Annotated in this window: 14 protein-coding genes; 6 read left to right on the top strand and 8 right to left on the bottom strand. The window is 33.7% G+C overall.

What is annotated here, in order from left to right:
- On the top strand, positions 1 to 5,458 hold a 5,458-nt coding region (locus J5E45_RS06600), incomplete at its 5' end, for a GA-like domain-containing protein (RefSeq protein ID WP_208181884.1).
- A gap of 105 nt (positions 5,459 to 5,563) precedes the next feature.
- Here J5E45_RS06600 and J5E45_RS06605 read toward each other — a convergent pair.
- The 4 genes from J5E45_RS06605 to J5E45_RS06620 form a co-directional block, all read right to left on the bottom strand.
- Complete coding sequence (locus tag J5E45_RS06605) at positions 5,564 to 6,133, bottom strand: NADPH-dependent FMN reductase (protein WP_039069642.1); 570 nt, start codon at positions 6,131 to 6,133, stop codon at positions 5,564 to 5,566.
- Positions 6,134 to 6,143: 10 nt separating this feature from the next.
- A complete protein-coding gene (locus tag J5E45_RS06610; protein ID WP_039069643.1) occupies positions 6,144 to 7,205 on the bottom strand; it encodes an LLM class flavin-dependent oxidoreductase in 1,062 nt (353 codons plus the stop codon).
- A 13-nt stretch (positions 7,206 to 7,218) separates the two neighbouring features.
- Positions 7,219 to 8,145 (bottom strand): VOC family protein, encoded by a 927-nt coding sequence (locus J5E45_RS06615; protein WP_208181886.1) that lies wholly within the window; start codon positions 8,143 to 8,145, stop codon positions 7,219 to 7,221.
- 221 nt (positions 8,146 to 8,366) lie between these two features.
- A complete protein-coding gene (locus tag J5E45_RS06620; RefSeq protein WP_208181887.1) occupies positions 8,367 to 8,984 on the bottom strand; it encodes a GntR family transcriptional regulator in 618 nt (205 codons plus the stop codon).
- Positions 8,985 to 9,100: 116 nt separating this feature from the next.
- Here J5E45_RS06620 and J5E45_RS06625 point away from each other — a divergent pair, with 116 nt between their 5' ends.
- From J5E45_RS06625 to J5E45_RS06635, 3 genes are read left to right on the top strand one after another with little or no spacing between them, the layout of a single operon-like run.
- A complete protein-coding gene (locus tag J5E45_RS06625) occupies positions 9,101 to 9,976 on the top strand; it encodes an NAD(P)-binding domain-containing protein (RefSeq protein ID WP_039069646.1) in 876 nt (291 codons plus the stop codon).
- 8 nt (positions 9,977 to 9,984) lie between these two features.
- On the top strand, positions 9,985 to 11,361 hold the full coding sequence (locus J5E45_RS06630) for a four-carbon acid sugar kinase family protein (RefSeq protein WP_039069647.1): 1,377 nt from the start codon (positions 9,985 to 9,987) through the stop codon (positions 11,359 to 11,361).
- Between the two features lie 16 nt (positions 11,362 to 11,377).
- Positions 11,378 to 12,739: a gluconate:H+ symporter gene (locus J5E45_RS06635; protein WP_208181889.1), complete on the top strand. Its 1,362-nt coding sequence runs from the start codon at positions 11,378 to 11,380 to the stop codon at positions 12,737 to 12,739.
- A gap of 78 nt (positions 12,740 to 12,817) precedes the next feature.
- Here J5E45_RS06635 and J5E45_RS06640 read toward each other — a convergent pair whose 3' ends face one another.
- From J5E45_RS06640 to J5E45_RS06650, 3 genes are all read right to left on the bottom strand, one after another.
- Positions 12,818 to 13,480 carry an ABC transporter ATP-binding protein gene (locus J5E45_RS06640; RefSeq protein WP_039069649.1) on the bottom strand — a complete coding sequence of 221 codons (663 nt, stop codon included), beginning with the start codon at positions 13,478 to 13,480 and terminating at the stop codon, positions 12,818 to 12,820.
- Positions 13,481 to 13,494: 14 nt separating this feature from the next.
- The gene (locus J5E45_RS06645; protein WP_039069650.1) at positions 13,495 to 14,544 is read right to left on the bottom strand and encodes an ABC transporter permease; all 1,050 of its coding nucleotides are present in this window, start codon (positions 14,542 to 14,544) and stop codon (positions 13,495 to 13,497) included.
- A gap of 371 nt (positions 14,545 to 14,915) precedes the next feature.
- Complete coding sequence (locus J5E45_RS06650) at positions 14,916 to 15,491, bottom strand: LysE family transporter (RefSeq protein WP_208181890.1); 576 nt, start codon at positions 15,489 to 15,491, stop codon at positions 14,916 to 14,918.
- A gap of 131 nt (positions 15,492 to 15,622) precedes the next feature.
- Between J5E45_RS06650 and J5E45_RS06655 the strand changes: the two genes are divergently transcribed.
- The gene (locus tag J5E45_RS06655; RefSeq protein ID WP_039069652.1) at positions 15,623 to 16,171 is read left to right on the top strand and encodes a helix-turn-helix domain-containing protein; all 549 of its coding nucleotides are present in this window, start codon (positions 15,623 to 15,625) and stop codon (positions 16,169 to 16,171) included.
- 526 nt (positions 16,172 to 16,697) lie between these two features.
- Here the strand turns inward: J5E45_RS06655 and J5E45_RS06660 are convergent.
- Positions 16,698 to 18,266 carry an alanine/glycine:cation symporter family protein gene (locus J5E45_RS06660; RefSeq protein WP_039069653.1) on the bottom strand — a complete coding sequence of 523 codons (1,569 nt, stop codon included), beginning with the start codon at positions 18,264 to 18,266 and terminating at the stop codon, positions 16,698 to 16,700.
- Between the two features lie 244 nt (positions 18,267 to 18,510).
- Here J5E45_RS06660 and J5E45_RS06665 point away from each other — a divergent pair, with 244 nt between their 5' ends.
- Positions 18,511 to 19,251: a sulfite exporter TauE/SafE family protein gene (locus J5E45_RS06665; RefSeq protein ID WP_039069654.1), complete on the top strand. Its 741-nt coding sequence runs from the start codon at positions 18,511 to 18,513 to the stop codon at positions 19,249 to 19,251.
- Positions 19,252 to 19,293: the final 42 nt, after the last annotated feature.

A 19,293-nucleotide genomic window follows, 5' to 3' on the forward strand; every position in this document is an offset into this window, starting at 1 on the left:
TGGTTCAGTGACAACACCGGAAGTAAATGACCGAGATAGTAATGGGGTTAAAGATACAGACCAATTATCAGAGGCAGCACAAGCAATTACGGCAGTAGAAGAAGCTAAAAAAGCAGCAGCTAACAAGTTGTCTGAGATTACGTCTGATAACTTAGTAAATCCAAGTGAGAAAGCTGAGTTAAATCAACTTATCGATGCATTAGAAACAGCTAAGGCAGATGCTTCGACGAAATTGAGCAGTGTACCAAATGGTACAACAGGCAAAGACGGATTACAAACACGTCTAGACCAAATTGATCCAGTGACAGCGCCTGAAGTAAATGACCAAGATGGTAATGGTGTTCTAGATACTAAACAATTATCTGAGGCGGAACAAGCAATTGTAGGAGTGGAACAAGCTAAACAAGCTGTCGATAATAAGTTAGCAGAAATCATATCGGATGGATTAGTAAATCCAAATGAAAAAACTGAGTTAGAAAAATTAATCGAAACATTAGAAACAGCGAAAGTAGATGCTTCGACGAAATTGAATAGCGTACCAAACGGTACAACAGGTAAAGATGGGTTACAAACACGCTTAGATCAAATTGGTACAGTAACTTTACCAAAAGTAAATGACCAAGATAGTAATGGAGTCTTGGACACTGAACAATTATCAGAGGCAGAACAAGCAATTACGGCAGTAGAAGAAGCTAAAAAAGCAGCAGCTAACAAGTTGTCTGAGATTACGTCTGATAACTTAGTAAATCCAGAAGAAAAAGCCGAATTAGAACAACTCATCGAAGCATTAGAAACAGCTAAAGTAGAAGCTTCGACGAAATTAAACAATGTACCAGACGGTACAACAGGTAAAGATGCACTACAAACACGCTTAAAACAAATTGGTTCAGTGACTTTACCAGAAGTAAATGATCAAGATGGTAATGGTGTACTAGATACCGAGCAGTTATCTGAGGCGGAACAAGCAATTGAAGCAGTGGAAAAAGCTAAGAAAGCTGCAGACAATAAGTTAGCGGAAATCACATCGGATGGATTAGTAAATCCAAATGAGAAAGCCGAATTAGATAAATTAATCGAAACGTTAGAAACAGCTAAAGTAGAAGCTTCGACGAAATTAAACAATGTACCAGACGGTACACCAGGAAAAGATGGGTTACAAACACGTTTAGACCAAATTGACTCAGTGACAATCCCAGAAGTAAATGACCAAGATAGTAATGGTGTTTTAGACACTGAACAATTATCAGAGGCAGAACAAGCAATTGTGGCAGTGGAAGAAGCTAAGAAAGCCGTCGATAATAAGTTAACAGAAATCACAGCGGATGGATTAGTAAATCCAAGTGAAAAAGCTGAGTTAGATCAACTTATCGAAGTGTTAGAAACAGCGAAAGCAGAAGTTTCAGCGAAATTAAACAATGTACCAAACGGTACGACAGGCAAAGATACACTACAAAGTCTCTTAGACCAAATTGGTTCAGTAACAGTGCCCGAGGCCAATGACCAGGATGGTAATGGCGTGTTAGACACAGACCAACTGTCTGAGGCAGCACAAGCAATTATGGCAGTAGAAGAAGCTAAAAAAGCAGCAGCTAACAAGTTGTCTGAGATTACGTCTGATAACTTAGTAAATCCAAATGAAAAAGCAGAATTAGAGGAATTAATTGAGGCATTAGAAACGGCAAAAGCAAATGCGTCAGAAAAACTCAATAATGTACCAAACGGTACAACAGGTAAAGATGGATTACAAACACGCTTAAACCAAATTGGTTCAGTGACAACACCAGAAGTAAATGACCGAGATAGTAATGGGGTTAAAGATACAGAACAATTATCAGAGGCAGAACAAGCGATTGAAGCAGCGGAAGAAGCTAAGAAAGCTGCAGACAATAAGTTAGCGGAAATCACAGCCGATAATTTGGTTGACCCAAGTGAAAAAGTTGGGTTAGAACAACTCATCGAAGCATTAGAAACAGCGAAAGCAGATGCTTTAACGAAATTAAATAATGTACCAGATGGTACAACAGGTAAAGACGGATTACAAACACGTCTAGATCAAATTGATTCAGTGACAGCGCCAGAAGTGAATGATCAAGACGGCAATGGTGTACTAGATACCGAGCAGTTATCTGAGGCAGAAGAAGCAATTGAAGCAGTGGAAGAAGCTAAGAAAGCCGTGGATAATAAGTTATCTGAAGTTACATCTGATGGATTAGTAAATCCAAGTGAGAAAGCTGAGTTAGATAAACTTATCGAAGCATTAGAAACAGCGAAAGTAGAAGCTTCGACGAAATTGAATAATGTACCAAACGGTACAACAGGCAAAGACGAGTTACAAACACGTCTAGACCAAATTGGTTCAGTAACAGCGCCTGAGGTCAATGATCAAGATGGTAATGGCGTGCTAGATACCGAGCAATTATCAGAGGCGGAGCAAGCAATTGAAGCAGTAGAACAAGCTAAGATCGCTGTAGATAACAAGTTAACTGAAATCACATCTGATGGATTAGTAAATCCAAGTGAAAAAGCCGAGTTAGATCAACTTATTGAAGCGTTAGAAACAGCTAAAGTAGAAGCTTCGACGAAATTGAGCAGTGTACCAAACGGTACGACAGGCAAAGATACACTACAAAGTCGCTTAGAACAAATTGGTTCAGTAACAGCGCCTGAGGTCAATGACCAGGATGGTAATGGCGTGTTAGACACAGACCAACTGTCTGAGGCAGCACAAGCAATTATGGCAGTAGAAGAAGCTAAAAAAGCAGCAGCTAACAAGTTGTCTGAGATCACATCTGATGGATTAGTAAATCCAAGTGAAAAAGCTGAGTTAGATCAACTTATCGAAGCGTTAGAAACAGCGAAAGCAGAAGCTTCAGAGAAATTGAATAGTGTACCAGACGGTACAACAGGTAAAGATGAGTTACAAACACGCTTAAAACAAATTGACTCAGTGACAGCGCTAGAAGTAAATGATCGAGATAGTAATGGCGTGCTAGATACAGAACAGTTATCAGAGGCAGAAGAAGCAATTGCGGCAGTGGAACAAGCTAAACAAGCTGCAGATAATAAGTTGTCTGAAATCACATCGGATGGATTAGTAAATCCAAGTGAAAAAGCTGAGTTAGATCAACTCATCGAAGCATTAGAAATAGCTAAAGCAGAAGCTTCAACGAAATTAAACAGTGTACCAAACGGTACAACAGGTAAAGATGAGTTACAAACACGTTTAGATCAAATTGACTCAGTAACAGCACCAGAAGTAAATGATCAAGACGCCAATGGAGTTTTAGATACAGAGCAGTTGTCTAAAGCAGAAGAAGCAATTACGGCAGTAGAAGAAGCTAAACAAGCAGCAGCTAACAAGTTAACTGAAATCACATCGGATAGCTTAGTAAATCCAGAAGAAAAAGCCGAATTAGAACAACTCATCGAAGCGTTAGAAACGGCAAAAGCAGAAACTTCAACAAAATTAAACAAAGTACCAACTGGCACACCAGGAAAAGATGGGTTACAAACACGCCTAGATCAAATTGGTTCAGTGAGTTTACCAGAAGTAAATGACCGAGATAGTAATGGGGTTAAAGATACAGAGCAGTTATCAGAGGTAGCACAAGCAATTGAAGCAGTAGAACAAGCTAAGAAAGCCGTCGATAATAAGTTATCTGAAATCACATCGGACGGATTAATTAATCCAGAAGAGAAATTCGAATTAGATCAACTTATCGAAACGTTAGAAACAGCGAAAGCAGATGCTTTAACGAAATTAAATAGTGTACCAAACGGTACGACAGGTAAGGATGAGTTACAAACACGTTTAGATCAAATTGATTCAGTGATTTCTCCAGAAGTGAATGATCAAGACAGTAATGGTGTTTTAGATACTGAACAGTTATCAGAGGTAGAAGAAGGAATTACGACAGTAGAACAAGCTAAGAAAGCCGTCGATAATAAGTTAGCAGAAATCACAGCGGATGGATTAGTAAATCCAAGTGAAAAAGCTGAGTTAGATCAACTTATCGAAGCGTTAGAAACAGCGAAAGCAGATGCTTTAACGAAATTAAACAATGTACCAGACGGTACAACAGGTAAAGATGAGTTACAAACACGTTTAGATCAAATTGACTCAGTAACATCACCAGAAGTAAATGATCAAGACGCCAATGGGGTTTTAGATACAGAGCAGTTGTCTAAAGCAGAACAAGCAATTGAAGCAGTGGAAGAAGCTAAGAAAGCCGTCGATAATAAGTTAGCAGAAATCACAGCGGATGGATTAGTAAATCCAAGTGAAAAAGTTGGGTTAGAACAACTCATCGAAGCATTAGAAACAGCGAAAGCAGATGCTTCAACGAAATTGAATAGCGTACCAAACGGTACAACAGGTAAAGATGGGTTACAAACACGCTTAGATCAAATTGGTTCAGTGACTTTGCCAGAAGTAAATGACCAAGATAGTAATGGGGTTTTAGACACAGAGCAATTATCAGAGGCAGAACAAGCAATTGAAGCAGTAGAACAAGCTAAGAAAGCCGTCGACAATAAGTTGTCTGAGATTACGTCTGATAACTTAGTAAATCCAAATGAGAAAGCTGAATTAGATAAATTAATTGAAGCGTTAGAAACAGCAAAAGCAAATGCGTCAGAAAAACTGAACGATGTACCAAACGCTACAACAGGTAAAGATACACTACAAAGTCGCTTAGACCAAATTGATTCAGTGACAGTACCAGAAGTAAATGATCAAGACGCCAATGGAGTGCTAGATACAGAGCAGTTGTCTAAAGCAGAAGAAGCAATTACGGCAGTAGAACAAGCTAAGAAAGCCGTCGATAATAAGTTAGCAGAAATCACATCCGATAATTTAATTAATCCAAGTGAAAAAGCCGAGTTAGACCAATTAATTGAAGCGTTAGAAATAGCAAAAACAAATGCGTCAGAAAAACTGAACGATGTACCAAACGGCACAATAGGTAAAGATGCACTACAAACACGTTTAAATCAAATTGGTTCAGTGACTTCACCAGAAGTTAATGATAAAGACGGCAATGGTATATTAGATATAGAATCACCAACTGTAAAAGGTCAGAATCATAATATGGCAAACAAACATTTAGACAATACTATCAAAAATTCAAACTCACATAAACGTATAAATAAAAATGTAAAAGTACAAACTTTAAATGATAGAGATAATGTTTCATTAGATGATAGACCTCAAACACATCTGCATAGATATAACACAGGGTTGCAACCATTAAATGTAGTTTCAAATCATTTACAAATAATGAAGGATGAAACTAATGAACATTCTGAACATAGTATGCATTCAATAGCTCATTTACCAAATACAGGTGGAAAAAATAAAGATAGCTGGATTTTTGGTGCTTTACTTGGCACTATAGGTTCAATGATGCTCTTAAGAAAACGACAAGAAAAAAAGAAAGACACAGAAAATAATAGCTAAAATTTAATAATGACTATTTTTATAGGTCAAAAAAGATCCGAGGCATAAATTTATGTCTCGGATCTTTAAATTTGTAGATAGCTAAAACATTAATACGATTATGATTTAAAAATCATATTGGCTATTTTCTTCTTCTAAAAGTTGATTATATAGCTTAGAAACACGTAATGTTGATGTTGCTAACTCATTAATTCTAAATATAATGTCATCGTTAACGATAGTGCCATTAGAAAAATCACGTTCTTCGATAAATACATAAGTTTGCATAACGTGTGCTTTCATATAGCTTAATATTGGTTTTAATTGTGTTTCAGCAATTAAATAATGTTTTGGAGAACCCGCTGTGGCCACAATACCAACGACTTTATCTCTAAATGCATTAACAGGAAGTAAATCAAATACGTTTTTAAGTGTTCCTGGTATAGATGCTTGAAAGATTGGAAAACCTATAAAAATAATATCAGCTTGCATTAAAGCAGTAGTTAATTCTAATGTGTCTCCAGAATAGTCCAAGTAATTTCGTCCATCGCTAAAAGATAAATCTAAATTCTTTAAATCGAATAATTGGATGTTTAGTGTATCATCTTGATTTGTAATAGCTTCGTTTAGATATTTCATAGCAGTACTTGTTTTAGAGCCAACTGTAGAACCAGAAAGTAGCACGACGTTCTTCATTGTATACCTCCTATTTGTTCAAATGTTTTTTAACACCTGGAATGATTTCATTACCAATGAGTTCTATATTTTTCATAATTTTATCAAAAGGTACGCCACCAAAATCAATTTGAGCCATAAATCTTTGATGATTATAAAGTTCGTGTTGGTAAAGTATTTTTTCAATGATTTGTTGTGGACTGCCGACCATTAAGGCATCTCTATAATCAGGGGCGTTAGCAAATTGTTGTTTTGGATATCCAGCTCCTCTTATAAATGACATACCAACGTTAAGGTGCGGGTAATATTCTTTTAAAGCTAATTGAGTTGTTTCAGCAGTATAGAATAAACTAGCAGTGGAAACTGGTAAAGATTGTGGTGAAGTATCGAAACCATGTTCTTTTGCAGTTAATCGGTATTCATCTATTGAATCTTTAAATGTCATCGCTGGCCCACCTAGTGTTGTAATCATCATTGGGATACCTTGTCGTCCCGCTTTGATAGCGCTTGCTGCTGGCCCGCCTACAGCACGCCAAATTGGTAATTTATCATCTATCGGTCTAGGGAAAATTTTCATATTATTTAAATCTGGTCTGAATTTACCAGACCAAGTGATTTTATCGGTTTTGTTCAATTCTAACAGTAAGTTCAATTTTTCTTCATAAAGCTCATCATAATTATTTAAATCTAAGCCAAATAAATCAAAGATACCTGTACGAGAAGCTCTACCTGCTACTATTTCTGCTCTTCCATGTGATATTAGGTCTAATGTCGCAAAATCTTCAAATATTCTAACTGGGTCTGCTGCGCTTATAATTGAAGAAGAACTAGATATTTTAATTTTATTAGTCGCTTGCGCTATAGCACCTAATACCACCGTATGTGCTTGTGTAGTAAAGTGCTCTTGGTGACTTTCTCCCACACCGAATACATCTATACCTGCTTGTTCTGCTAATTGACTTGCCTCGATTAATTCTTGTATACGTTGTTCGTAGCTTACTTTTTCACCATTATGAGGGTTGAGAAGGTGGTCTCCAAGTGAATAAAGCCCAAATTCTAATGGAGTATTTTCATTCATTTTTAAAATAGCCATATATCATCATCCTTTATAAATCGTGTAATTGTGATTCAATTTGAGTACGTTGCTCTTCCATAAAATCTGGTAAGTTGAGTTGTTCACCCAAATTCTCAATAGCTGTGTCTACTGTGAAACCAGGGGATTCTGTTGCAAATTCATACATAATACTATTATGTCGGTAGTATAATGATTTGAAAAAGTAACGATCAATAATACCACTATTGTTTCCAGGGTTTTGATTAATTGTTGATAAAATAGCTTCTAAATTTGAATCTCTGGGTGTATTTACAGCTATGTGGTGTACGTAGCCTTGACCAGGTCTAGCGCGCTCACCTTGCTGTTCGAAGATTACAAAGTCTGAGTACAAACCACTTTCATCTAAGGTCATAACTGTTTCCTCTGTATCTTTTCTTAGAGTATAACGCAATTCTTGCTGTAAAAAATTAATTGTTTTTTGAGTATCACGTAGTCGTAATTCTACAGGGCCCATACCTAAAATTTGATGCTTTGTAGGAATATCTGAGTATGGGTTCTTGCGCCATGTTTTTGGTATATTATATTGATTGTTAACGATTAGTATAACCTCTAAATCATCTGGATCTTTAAATAACAAGGCTTGTTGATTTAAATATGTCATATTTGTCGTAGCTACATTGTTATCTTCTAATCGAGATTGAAAATAAATTAAAGAGGATACATCAGGGATTAATAAACATATACGATGAATTGAATTGGTACCTGGGCGATTTTTTCCTAGATTAGGTATTTCAAAAAAGCTCAGCAATGTTCCAGCAGAACCAATTTCATCTCCAAAAAACAAATGATACATCGTAGGATTATCTTGATTTACAGATTTTTCAACTAAACGTAACCCTAAAATTTGAGTATAAAATTCTTTATTGATTTGCGCATCTTTTGTATACATCGAAATGTGATGATGGCCAATGATATTCATAAAGCACCTCCATAAATATAATAGTTATCATTGTATTAATTATTACCTGTTTACGTTATATATAAACTGCAGGTATAAAAAATATACTTGTTGCCAATAATATATACCTTGTTTAACAGAAAATCAATGCTAATGATTTGCGTACGATAATTCAGCGACTATAAATTAATTTTCACTTCATAAAAAGACACGAAACTATTAAAATTTCGTGTCTTTTTAAATTATTTATTGTTCTTAAATTCTAAATAATAAAGGCTGAATTCTAAGTCGTTTTTTAAATGGTTTTCGAGTAACGTGACAGCTAAATTAATATCTCTATCATAAAGCGCTGAAACAATGGCTTTATGTTCTTCTATTAAGCCAGGACGACGTTTGTTAATTACAGTTTGACTAAATAAATAAATGAAACTCTTATACTTCTGGTATGTATCTAGAATAAATTGGTTATTAGTAGCAGCGATGATTTTCTGATGAAATTTATCATTGATTTCAATGATTTTAGCTTCATCTTCCACTTCAATATCTATCTCAGTGTAGCTTTTTAATTCTTCTAAATCTGATGTTGTATAAACAATAGCAGCTTTTTTTAAGGCATGTGTTTCTAATAAAATACGCATTTCAAATATCTGTCTATATTCTTCAGTAGTTGGTATGAAAATATAAGCGTTTTTAATAAAGTATTCTAATTCTAGTTGTTTTAAAGCTTCACGAATTGGTGTTCGACTAACTTCATACTTTTTAGCAAGCTTAGCTTCGGTAATTTTCTCGTCCTTTTTAAAAGCTCCAGAAATGATATCATTTCTTATTCTTTGATAAATTGTTAATTCACTATTATTCAATTAACTCACCTCATTACATTAAGTGTACTATAAAAAAATTAGTAATAAAATGTATACATTTTTAATGTTTTAGTATACAATTATCGTTGTAAACGTTTTCAGAAAGGGTGTTGATTGTGAAAGTAGGATTTATAGGTTTAGGTATTATGGGCAAGCCCATGGTAGAAAATTTATTAAAAGCGAACGTAACTGTTCTTGTTAATGATTTAAATAAAGAGGCAGAACACGAAGTAGTGATGCGAGGCGCAAATGCTGTTTCAGTACAACAAATGGCTCAACAAGCTGACTATGTTATTACATCATTACCAAATGGTGCGATAGTAAAGGCTGTTTTATATAGTGGTGAAGATGCAATATTAAAGCAAACAGATATTAAAGTAAAAGCTGTTGTTGATACTAGTTCACTAACGCCTAATGAATCATTGGAAATAAGTAAAGTGCTTGAAACAAGACAAGTTAAATATATGGATGCTCCCGTAAGTGGAGGAGAACCTTTAGCTATAACAGGTGAATTATCAGTGATGATTGGTTGCGCAGAAACGGATTTACCGGAAGTTCAAAAAGTTTTAGAACCTATTGCTGCATCGGTTATAAGAGTTGGAGACGTTGGTGCTGGTAGCGTAGTAAAATTAGCAAATCAAATTATAGTTAATACCAATATTGCGGCGCTTTCAGAAGCAGTAGTATTAGCAAAAAAATTTGATATAGATTTAGCAAATATGTATGAAGCAATTAAAGGTGGTTTAGCAGGTTCTAGTGTAATGGATGCGAAGTTTCCAAAAATGATTGAGGAAGATTATCAACCTGGGGGCACGTTAAATATAAATTTAAAAGATATGAAGAACGTGAGTTCAACAGCGGATACAGTTGGTCTTACATTACCTATAGCAAATCAAGTGAAAGAAATATATAAATCAGAAGTTGCTCACGGTAATGGTATGAATGACCATTCTGGCATTATAAAATACTTTGAAAATATAAATAATATGTAGGTGAAAAGATGTTAACTGAACGTTTAATAAATGAAATGAAGCATGATGTTATTTCAAAAAATCTTAATACTTTTAAATATAAAATTATTGTCCTAGATGACGACCCAACTGGTACTCAAACAGTAAAAGACTTACCGGTGTATACAGAATGGTCGGAATCGTTAATTGAAGATGGCTTTAAGCAAGAAAACCATATGTTTTATATATTAACGAATTCTAGAGCGTTAAATGAACAAGAAACAACAGAATTACATCAAGAAATTAGCAGAAATATAGCACGAGTTTCACAACGATTAGATCATCCATACATTGTAATAAGTAGAGGGGATTCCACACTAAGAGGCCATTTTTATTTAGAGCCGAAAGTCTTGAGTGGAGCTTCAGATGAACAATTTGATGGCGTGTTTTATATACCGGCGTTCTTTGAAGGTAAACGTTACACATTTGAAGGTGTTCATTACTTAAGAGAAGGCGACACGTATATGCCTGTGTCAGAAAGTGAGTTTGCAAATGATACTACATTTGGATTTAGTAGTAGAACAATGGCAAGCTTTATTGAAGAAAAAAGTCATGGAGAAATTAATGCTAATGACGTAAAACATATTCGCTTATCACAAATACGTGAACGTGATGACAAATCAATTAATGAAGTGCTTAGTAGTATTTCAAATTTTGATGCTGTTATTGTCGATGCATTAAATGATGAAGATATGGATTATTTCGTGTCATGTTTAACTGCATTTTTAGGAAACAATGATAAAAAATTCATGTTTAGAACAGCTGCGTCATTTGTTAAAGCTATGTGTGAAACGCCAGGCGAAATTATTAATTTAAATCATTTTAGTAATCAAACTAATGGTGGGCTTATGATTGTAGGATCACATGTTAAAAAAACTTCATCGCAACTTCAACATTTATTAACAAATACTAATATTGCGTCCATTGAATTTGATGTGAAAGCAGTAACTACAAATGATTTACAATCGTACATAAACCAACAGATAGAAAAGGTGTCATCGTTTATTCAAACGGGGAGAGATGTCGTCGTTTATACTTCAAGAGATGTAATAAAAACAGAAGATTTAACGAATAATTTAAGTATTTCTACGAATATTTCAAATGCATTAGTTGGTATTGTACAAGGGTTAAAAGTAAAGCCAAGATTCATTATTGCTAAAGGTGGTATTACTTCTAGCGACGTTGCCACTAAAGGACTGAATATTAAAAAAGCGTGTGTTATCGGTCAAATAACGCAAGGTGTACCAGTATGGCTAACAGGAGAAGAAGCAAAATATAGTCAAATGCCTTATGTTATTTTCCCAGGAAATATTGGTGATGAAGATACGTTAACAACTGTATATAAGATGAATACGAAAGAGATATAGAAAGTAGGGGAATTACATGATGGGAGAATTTTGGCCGTTAGTTGCTGTTGTGATTGGGGTACTCATATTATTAATGTTAATTATGTGGTTTAAACTTAATACGTTTATTGCACTAATCATTACTTCAATGCTAACTGGTGTATTACTAGGGATGCCGTTAGATACAATTGTAACTACAATTGAAAAAGGAATGGGTGATACGTTAGGGCATATTGCAATCATTTTTGGATTAGGCTCTATATTAGGTAAGTTATTGTCAGATGGCGGCGGCGCTACACGTATTGCCGATACATTAATTAATGTGTTTGGTAAGAAATATGTGACGTGGGCAATGATTATCGCGTCATTTATTATTGGGATATCGCTATTCTTGGAAGTAGCATTCGTGTTATTGATTCCTTTAGTATTTACATTAGCTAAAAGAATGCAGATTTCAAATTTAACAGTTGGTCTTCCGATGGCAACCTCTATAGCAGTAACACATGGTTTTTTACCACCACATCCAGGCCCAGTTGCAATTTCAGAAGCGGTAAATGCTAATATTGGTCATGTATTGATGTATGGCGTTATTATCGGTATACCTTTAGCAATTATTGTTGGAGGTATTTTTCCAAAAATTGCACATAAATTAACACCCGAAGCTTTTAAAAGAGAAGGCAACCAAGCGGCTGTCGGTGAGTTTAAAGTGTTTGAAAACAAGGATTTACCAAGTTTTGGTATGAGTTTGCTCACGGCTCTAGCACCTGTTATCTTAATGTTATTAGCTACAATCGTGCAGTTAATTACCGGTAATGGAGACGGAAAAGCAAGCGGTTTTGAAGGATTCATTTACTTTATTGGAACATCTGTAACTGCAATGTTGATTGCTGTATTATTTGCAATTTATTCTATGGGGGTTAGAAGGAAACAGAGCATGAAACAAATTATGGATACCGTTTCGAATGCCATTACCCCTATTGCAATGCTCATTCTTATTATTGGTGGTGGCGGAACATTCAAACAGATACTAATTGATGGTGGTGTAGGTGATACCATTTCCGAGATATTTAAAGGCACTGAAATGTCGCCGCTTATTCTTGCTTGGCTAGCTGCAGCGCTATTACGTACAGCATTAGGGTCAACAACAGTTGCAGCAATTTCGTCGGTGGGTATTGTTTTACCATTATTACAGTCAACAGACGTAAACATTTCATTAGTCGTTTTAGCCATTGGAGCTGGAAGTATTTTCTGTTCACATGTGAATGATGCAGGCTTTTGGATGTTTAAAGAATATTTTGGTTTAACTATGAAAGAAACATTTTTAACTTGGACCTTATTAGAGTCCATTTTATCAGTTATAGGTTTAGGATTAATTTTAATTGTGAATTTTATCGTATAAAATAAAAAGAAGAGTGAGACCTCAATCCAGTTTGATTGAAGCCTCGCTCTTTTTTATTATAAAAAGATTATTAAATGATTAAGTCAGTTGCAAAGTACCATCTTCCATATGATATACACGATCGCAGAATGAAGTTAAACGTTCATCGTGTGTTACAACGATACAAGTCTTGTTGTGTTGAACGGTTTGTTCTTTCAAAATATTCATTACTTCCATAGCATTATCTGTATCTAAAGAAGCGGTAGGTTCATCCGCTAATATAAGTGAAGGCTTTGTATATAAAGCTTTAGCGATAGCGACACGTTGTTTTTGCCCGCCAGATATCTCACTTGGTAATTTATTTTCTATTACTTTGAGATTAAGTTGTTCCATAAGTTGGGTATATTCACTTGATGTTAGAACATCCTTTTTTTGTTTTTGTAATAATTTAAATTGCTGTTTTACCGTCAAAAAAGGAACGAGATTGGTTGCTTGTAAAATGAATCCTATTTCTTGCATACGTGTATTGGATAATGATTTTTGGTTCATCTGTGAAATGTTTTTATTGTTGATGATAATTTCTCCAGATGTAGGCGTCTGCAATGCGCCTGCCATTGTTAAAAATGTGCTTTTTCCAGAACCAGAAGGCCCTATAATAGCGATAAGTTCATTTTTATCAAAATTGACAGTCGTAGGTTTGACAGCTTCAATGGTCTGATTACCATCTTTAAAGTATTTAGTAACATCTTTAAATTCTAGCATTTAATACCTCCTAGTTAACTAATCGCTTTGAGTGGATCAACTTTTCTAATTGTTAAAATCGAGAAGAGGCTTCCTATAAGTGAAACCATAATAAGTACAATACCGTATATTGCTAATGTAACAAAACTAAATTTAATTGGAACCGCATCAGGTAAAAAGAAACCTGTCAATATCGTAAGTGCAAGGCCTATAATTGTGCCAATGAGTGCAATTATAAAAGTTTGTGATAATACGACTTTTGCTAGATAACCATTTGTGAAACCTTGTGCTTTTAAAACACCAAAGAGATTTGTTTTTTGCAATGTAATGACATATAAAAATATAGCAATGACTGTTGCAGAAATTATGAATAAAAATGTAATCATAAAGTTTAAAGTTAGATTTTGTGCTTGGTAACCAGGTAAATTTTCAATGAATTTCTCAATTTCGATGGCTTCTAAGTCGTTATCTAAAGATTTTTGTTTCCAATTTTTGTCTTTTACTACCACGGCATTTGTTTTATCTTCTGCTAATGATGGATTAATGTTTTGGATAGTTTTATCATTTGAAAAAAGTACTGGTGAAGCATTATATTTTGCGCTTTCACTGAATCCTACAATTTTTAATTTTTCGTCTGATTGCGATAACGTTAACTTATCACCTATCTTGAATCCTTTATCTTTTAAAGTTTTATCGGCAACAACTTCATTTTCGGCGCTTACTTTTTGTCCTTCAATGATTTTAGGTAGTAAGAAGGTATCAGATTTAACACCAAAAAGAAGCGCATTTTCTTCTTGTTTACCATTTGATACGATAACGCCGGTTTGTTTTAGTGTCGTTTGTTGTTTATAAGTGTTTTCTACTTTAGATTTGTTGAAGATGGATTGTTCAACTGTCTGATTTGCATCCTTATTTAATACGATTGCATCGGCATCCCATTTATCAATAGCTTCTCTATTCATGTTCATCAGACCACTTGCCAAGCCTGATAATAAGAAAAGTAGGTAACTAATCATAATTAATACACCAATGATTAAGCTGAATTTTAATTTATTACGTTTAATTTCATTCCAAGCTAAAAACATATGTAACCACCTATTCAATTAAGAGTTAAATAAATCAACGGAAACTGTATAAAAAGATTTATACATCAAAATTTAGTTATGTAAGTAAGAAACTATTATTTCTATTTTTGAAAGTTTTCTACATTCATTTTCAAAATAACAATAATTAATTGTATCTTGTTTTGAAATAAATAACAATCAGACTAAATATTTTAAAATATAAAGCTCAATTTTATAATGCATGAAGTAGATAAGATATACTTCTAACATAGTTAGATGAGTTGATATGATAAAATACTCATTTATAATTCCCGTTTTTATATTAGTTTAAAAGTATATACATAAATTTATAAATAAAATAATTAGATAGTGGTTGGTTTGTTAATCGAACATTATTCTAATAGCATCATAAAGGCCAAGATGACTAGACAAAATGACATACAAATCTTATAGGCAGTATTATATTTTAATAGTATTTTTTTGAAACAAAGACCTAAAAATGCCCAAGCTACTGCGCCAGAAACACCTATAAATGCGATTGTAACTGTATAGCTCACGGAAGCAAAAATGGTCATATCTTGCGTAGTGACATAAGTAACAATTGCGGTTAACACGTAAACGATAGTCTTAGGGTTCATGTATTGAAGGTATAATCCATCACGCAAACGATAAGTATGGCTCAAGTTAGCATCGCTAGAATTATGTTTGAATACTGAATACGCTAGATATAATAAATAAACAAAACCTACTAATTTTATAATAAATATAAAACTCGTGAAATAAAGCGTCATATATTCACTAAAAACAAGACATAGAAGTGAAAGAGTTAAAAAACCTAAGCCAATACCTATCAAGAATTTTAACGTGCCTTTAATACCTAATCGCAAGCTGCCATCCAAAGCTAATAAATTATTTGGTCCTGGTGTATAACTCATGAAAAATGTATAAATGATAAAAGAAATAAACAAATTGCATTCTCCTCACGATATCCTTTACTATGGAAATATAATGGTAATAATTCCTATGTATAGGATTTATCCTTTTAAAAGGATTTTATATCCGCTAAGTAGGAAAGTCAATGTAAAAAGGGGCAGTTATGATGGAATTCCATAAAATTGTGGCGAAAAATATTTATTTATATAGAAAGAAAAATAAAATTAGTCTGGAAAAATTATCAAAACTCACTGGCGTGAGTACATCTTCACTGAATGAAATAGAAAAAGGTAATACAATTCCATCTATTAATACTGTTTGGAAGATTAGTAATGGCCTGAAATTGTCATTTAGTAGTCTGATGAGTGAAGCAGAATCTGACTATATACAAGTGAAAAAAGAAGATATCGTACCAGTGACAGAAAATGAAGGGAAATATAGAGTGTATCCGTATTTCCCATTTGAGAAAAGTAAGTCATTTGAGTTTTTCTACGTTGAGTTAGATCCAGGTGCTACCTTAAATTCTGAACCACATTTAGCTGGGTCAGAAGAATCAATTATCATTATTGAAGGTCAACTAGAAATGCATTTAGAAAATGAAGTGATTACGTTAAAAGAGAGAGATGCCTTAAGATTTAAATCTGATATTACCCACAGCTATATTAATAACAGTGATGATATTACACTCATTTCTATGGTTATAGATTACAAGTAAAAAGTTGTAGGTTGGTAATGAAAGTATTTTAGCGCCAATTAATTCTCATAATACAAAATTATCATTTCACTTTATAATATGGTGGTCATATGATTTGCAATGCTAGAATATACGAAAGGTTAATTCTTTCGATGCATTGTGAATTAATAACGAGATATACAGTGTTATAAAGTGAAATTTAAGTTCTATTGTGAATATGTAATTTATCCATAATTTCTTTTGTATGATATCTTTTAATTGTCATTTCAATAGTTTTATACTTTGTTTCTAATGAATAAGACACTCTTTTCATAGAAAAAACACCTCCGTCTGATTCATTTTAAATGAATTCAACGAAAGTGCTTTGGTTTTTTCAAATAAATGAAGTCAGTTCATATATTATTTTAATAGAAATTTACGTTTGTTTTTACCCTGAGATTTTTCTTTCTTAATTTCTTTATTATAATCACCCTGATCTTGTATTTAACGTAATAATACAATGAATCTTTTCAGACATAAGTGATTATTGTAACGTTGCAATTTTATATTACTTGTTCTTATAAAAATTTTGTTCATTACTTGCTTTATCTATCCAAAAATCAGCATTGGGAACTTCTTCGTTTGTAGGACGATATACAGCTAATCTACCGGAACCTTTTTCTTTTTTCTGCTTTTCAAAATCCTTTAGAGCGTGAAAAGCAGGCTTGAATAGAATCCATATAGCTATGATATTTAACCATGCCATCAAACCGACACCTAAGTCTCCCATATCCCAAGCAGCATCTGCTGTTTTTAAAGTTCCAAATGCAGTTGCAATAATTAACATACAACGAGTTAAAGTGATAAAAAAATTTGATTTTTTAGATGTCATTTTCCGAGTTAGATATGCCATATTTGTTTCAGAAATGTATGAGTATGCCAAAATTGTAGTAAATGCAAAGAAAAATAAAGCAATAGCTATAAAGTATGAGCCAAAGCCAGCAAAATTAGGATCAAAATGGTAGTCAGAGCCTTGAAATGCTTTATCAATACCAGATTGAACATACATTGCTGTACCCGAATAATCTTTTGAGCCATCTGCATTCTGTACATAAATACCATTATCCTCTATTAAATTTGGGGATCCGTGAATATTTTTGGTACCATCTGTTGTGTTAAAAGTACCTGACATTAAAATAATTAATGCAGTTGCGGTGCAAACAAATAGTGTATCTATGTATGCAGAGAATGCTTGGACAAGTCCTTGTTTAGCTGGATGAGATACTTCAGCTGCCGCAGCTGCATGAGGGCCTGTGCCTTGCCCAGCTTCATTAGAATAAAGCCCTCTTTTTACCCCAATTTCAATCATTGCTCCGACTATACCACCAAATGTTGATTGTAGCCCCAGTGCAGATTTAAATATAAGTGCAAACAATGCTGGCACTTCTCCTAAATTCAGGCAAATAATTAAAATAGCTAACAAAATATACGCAATAGCCATAAATGGGACCACTGCCGTAGCCATACTAGCAATGCGTTTAATACCACCAAATATTATAAGCGCAAGAAGTATGATTAGAAAAATTGTTACAATCCATTTTGGAATATTAAAAGCACTATGCAAAGAAGTTGCAATTGCATTGGATTGAACACCTGGCATTAAAAAACCTATAGATATTACTGTAATACCGGCAAATACTAGCGCGAATATTTTACCAAATTTGCCACCTATACCTTTCTCTATATAGAAAGCAGGACCACCTCTGTATTCTCCGTTTTCCTTCTGTTTATAGATTTGACCTAGTGTGGATTCTACAAACGCTGTGCTAGCGCCAATTAATGCAGTAACCCACATCCAAAATACTGCACCAGGTCCACCTATAAAAATTGCTGCAGAAACACCGACAATATTCCCAGTACCAACTCTGCCAGCAAGAGATAGGGATATGGCTTGAAAGCTAGAAATACCTTGTGGTGATTTTTCCCCTTTAAATAATAAGCGAATCATTTCTTTAAATTGCCTGATTTGTGCAAAACGAGACATGATTGAAAATAGTAATCCAGTAATTAATAATCCAAAGACGAGCGGTGGACTCCAAATGATTTTATCTAAAAAACTAATGATCTCTGAAAGCAAAATAATTCTCCTAACATAATGAATTTACACTAATTTGTAAGCGTTTCCACCGATTCTACACTTTTGAAAAATCTTAGCAAGTCTACATATTAAATTGCTAATCGTTTAATTCATTAAATTATTAAAATCATTTTCAAATGTTTATAAAAACAAAAAGAATAATGATATGGTATAAATGAATTTGAAAATTGTGTAAGTGCTTTGTTTTTAAGTTTTTTAATTATTTAAATATAGGAGTATAAGTATGGATATATTTATAATACTTAGTTTGTTGGCGATATTTTTAGGGGGGCTAGTAAGAACATATTTTGGTTTTGGAGAAGCACTCATAAGTATGCCGTTACTAGCACTGATAGGTTTAGAAACACATACAACAATATCTCTAGTCGGTTTAGCAGGCTTATTTGTAGCAAGTTTAAATATATTTTCTGATTATAGAAGTATAAAATATAGTGTTTTATTTATTATGTTAGCAGGTAGTTTAGTTGGTATACCTATAGGTATTTGGATTTTAAGATATTTTAATACTGATATTGTGCAAATAATGTTAGGCGGGTTTTTAATTATTTATGGTACATATGCATTAAGTAAGTATTTTTTTCTAAATAATCGTATACGAATTGTATTAAAATCTAATATATGGTCTGGCATTACAGGTGTTGTTTCTGGAACCTTAGGTAGTCTATATAACTCTCATGGTGTTCCAGTTGTGATTTACGGGACTCTATCAAGTTGGCATATCAAAGATTTCAGAAGTACAATTCAAGCACACTTTTTCTTAACGGCAATATTTGTAGTTATGGGGCAAGGGTTTGGCGGTATATGGACAGAACAAACGATTCCTTTATTTTTATTATCATTACCTTGTTTAATTATTTCAGTGATAATAGGTAAATATTTATCTAAGTTAACGTCTTATAATCATTTTGAAAAATGGCTGTATCTATTTATCATCATATTGGGAGTGTTAATATTAATAACTTAAAAAATTACAAAGTATGATGCTTTTTATTATTAATATTGATAG

Origin of the sequence: Staphylococcus shinii (assembly GCF_017583065.1) — a bacterium.
GTDB classification, from domain to species: domain Bacteria; phylum Bacillota; class Bacilli; order Staphylococcales; family Staphylococcaceae; genus Staphylococcus; species Staphylococcus shinii.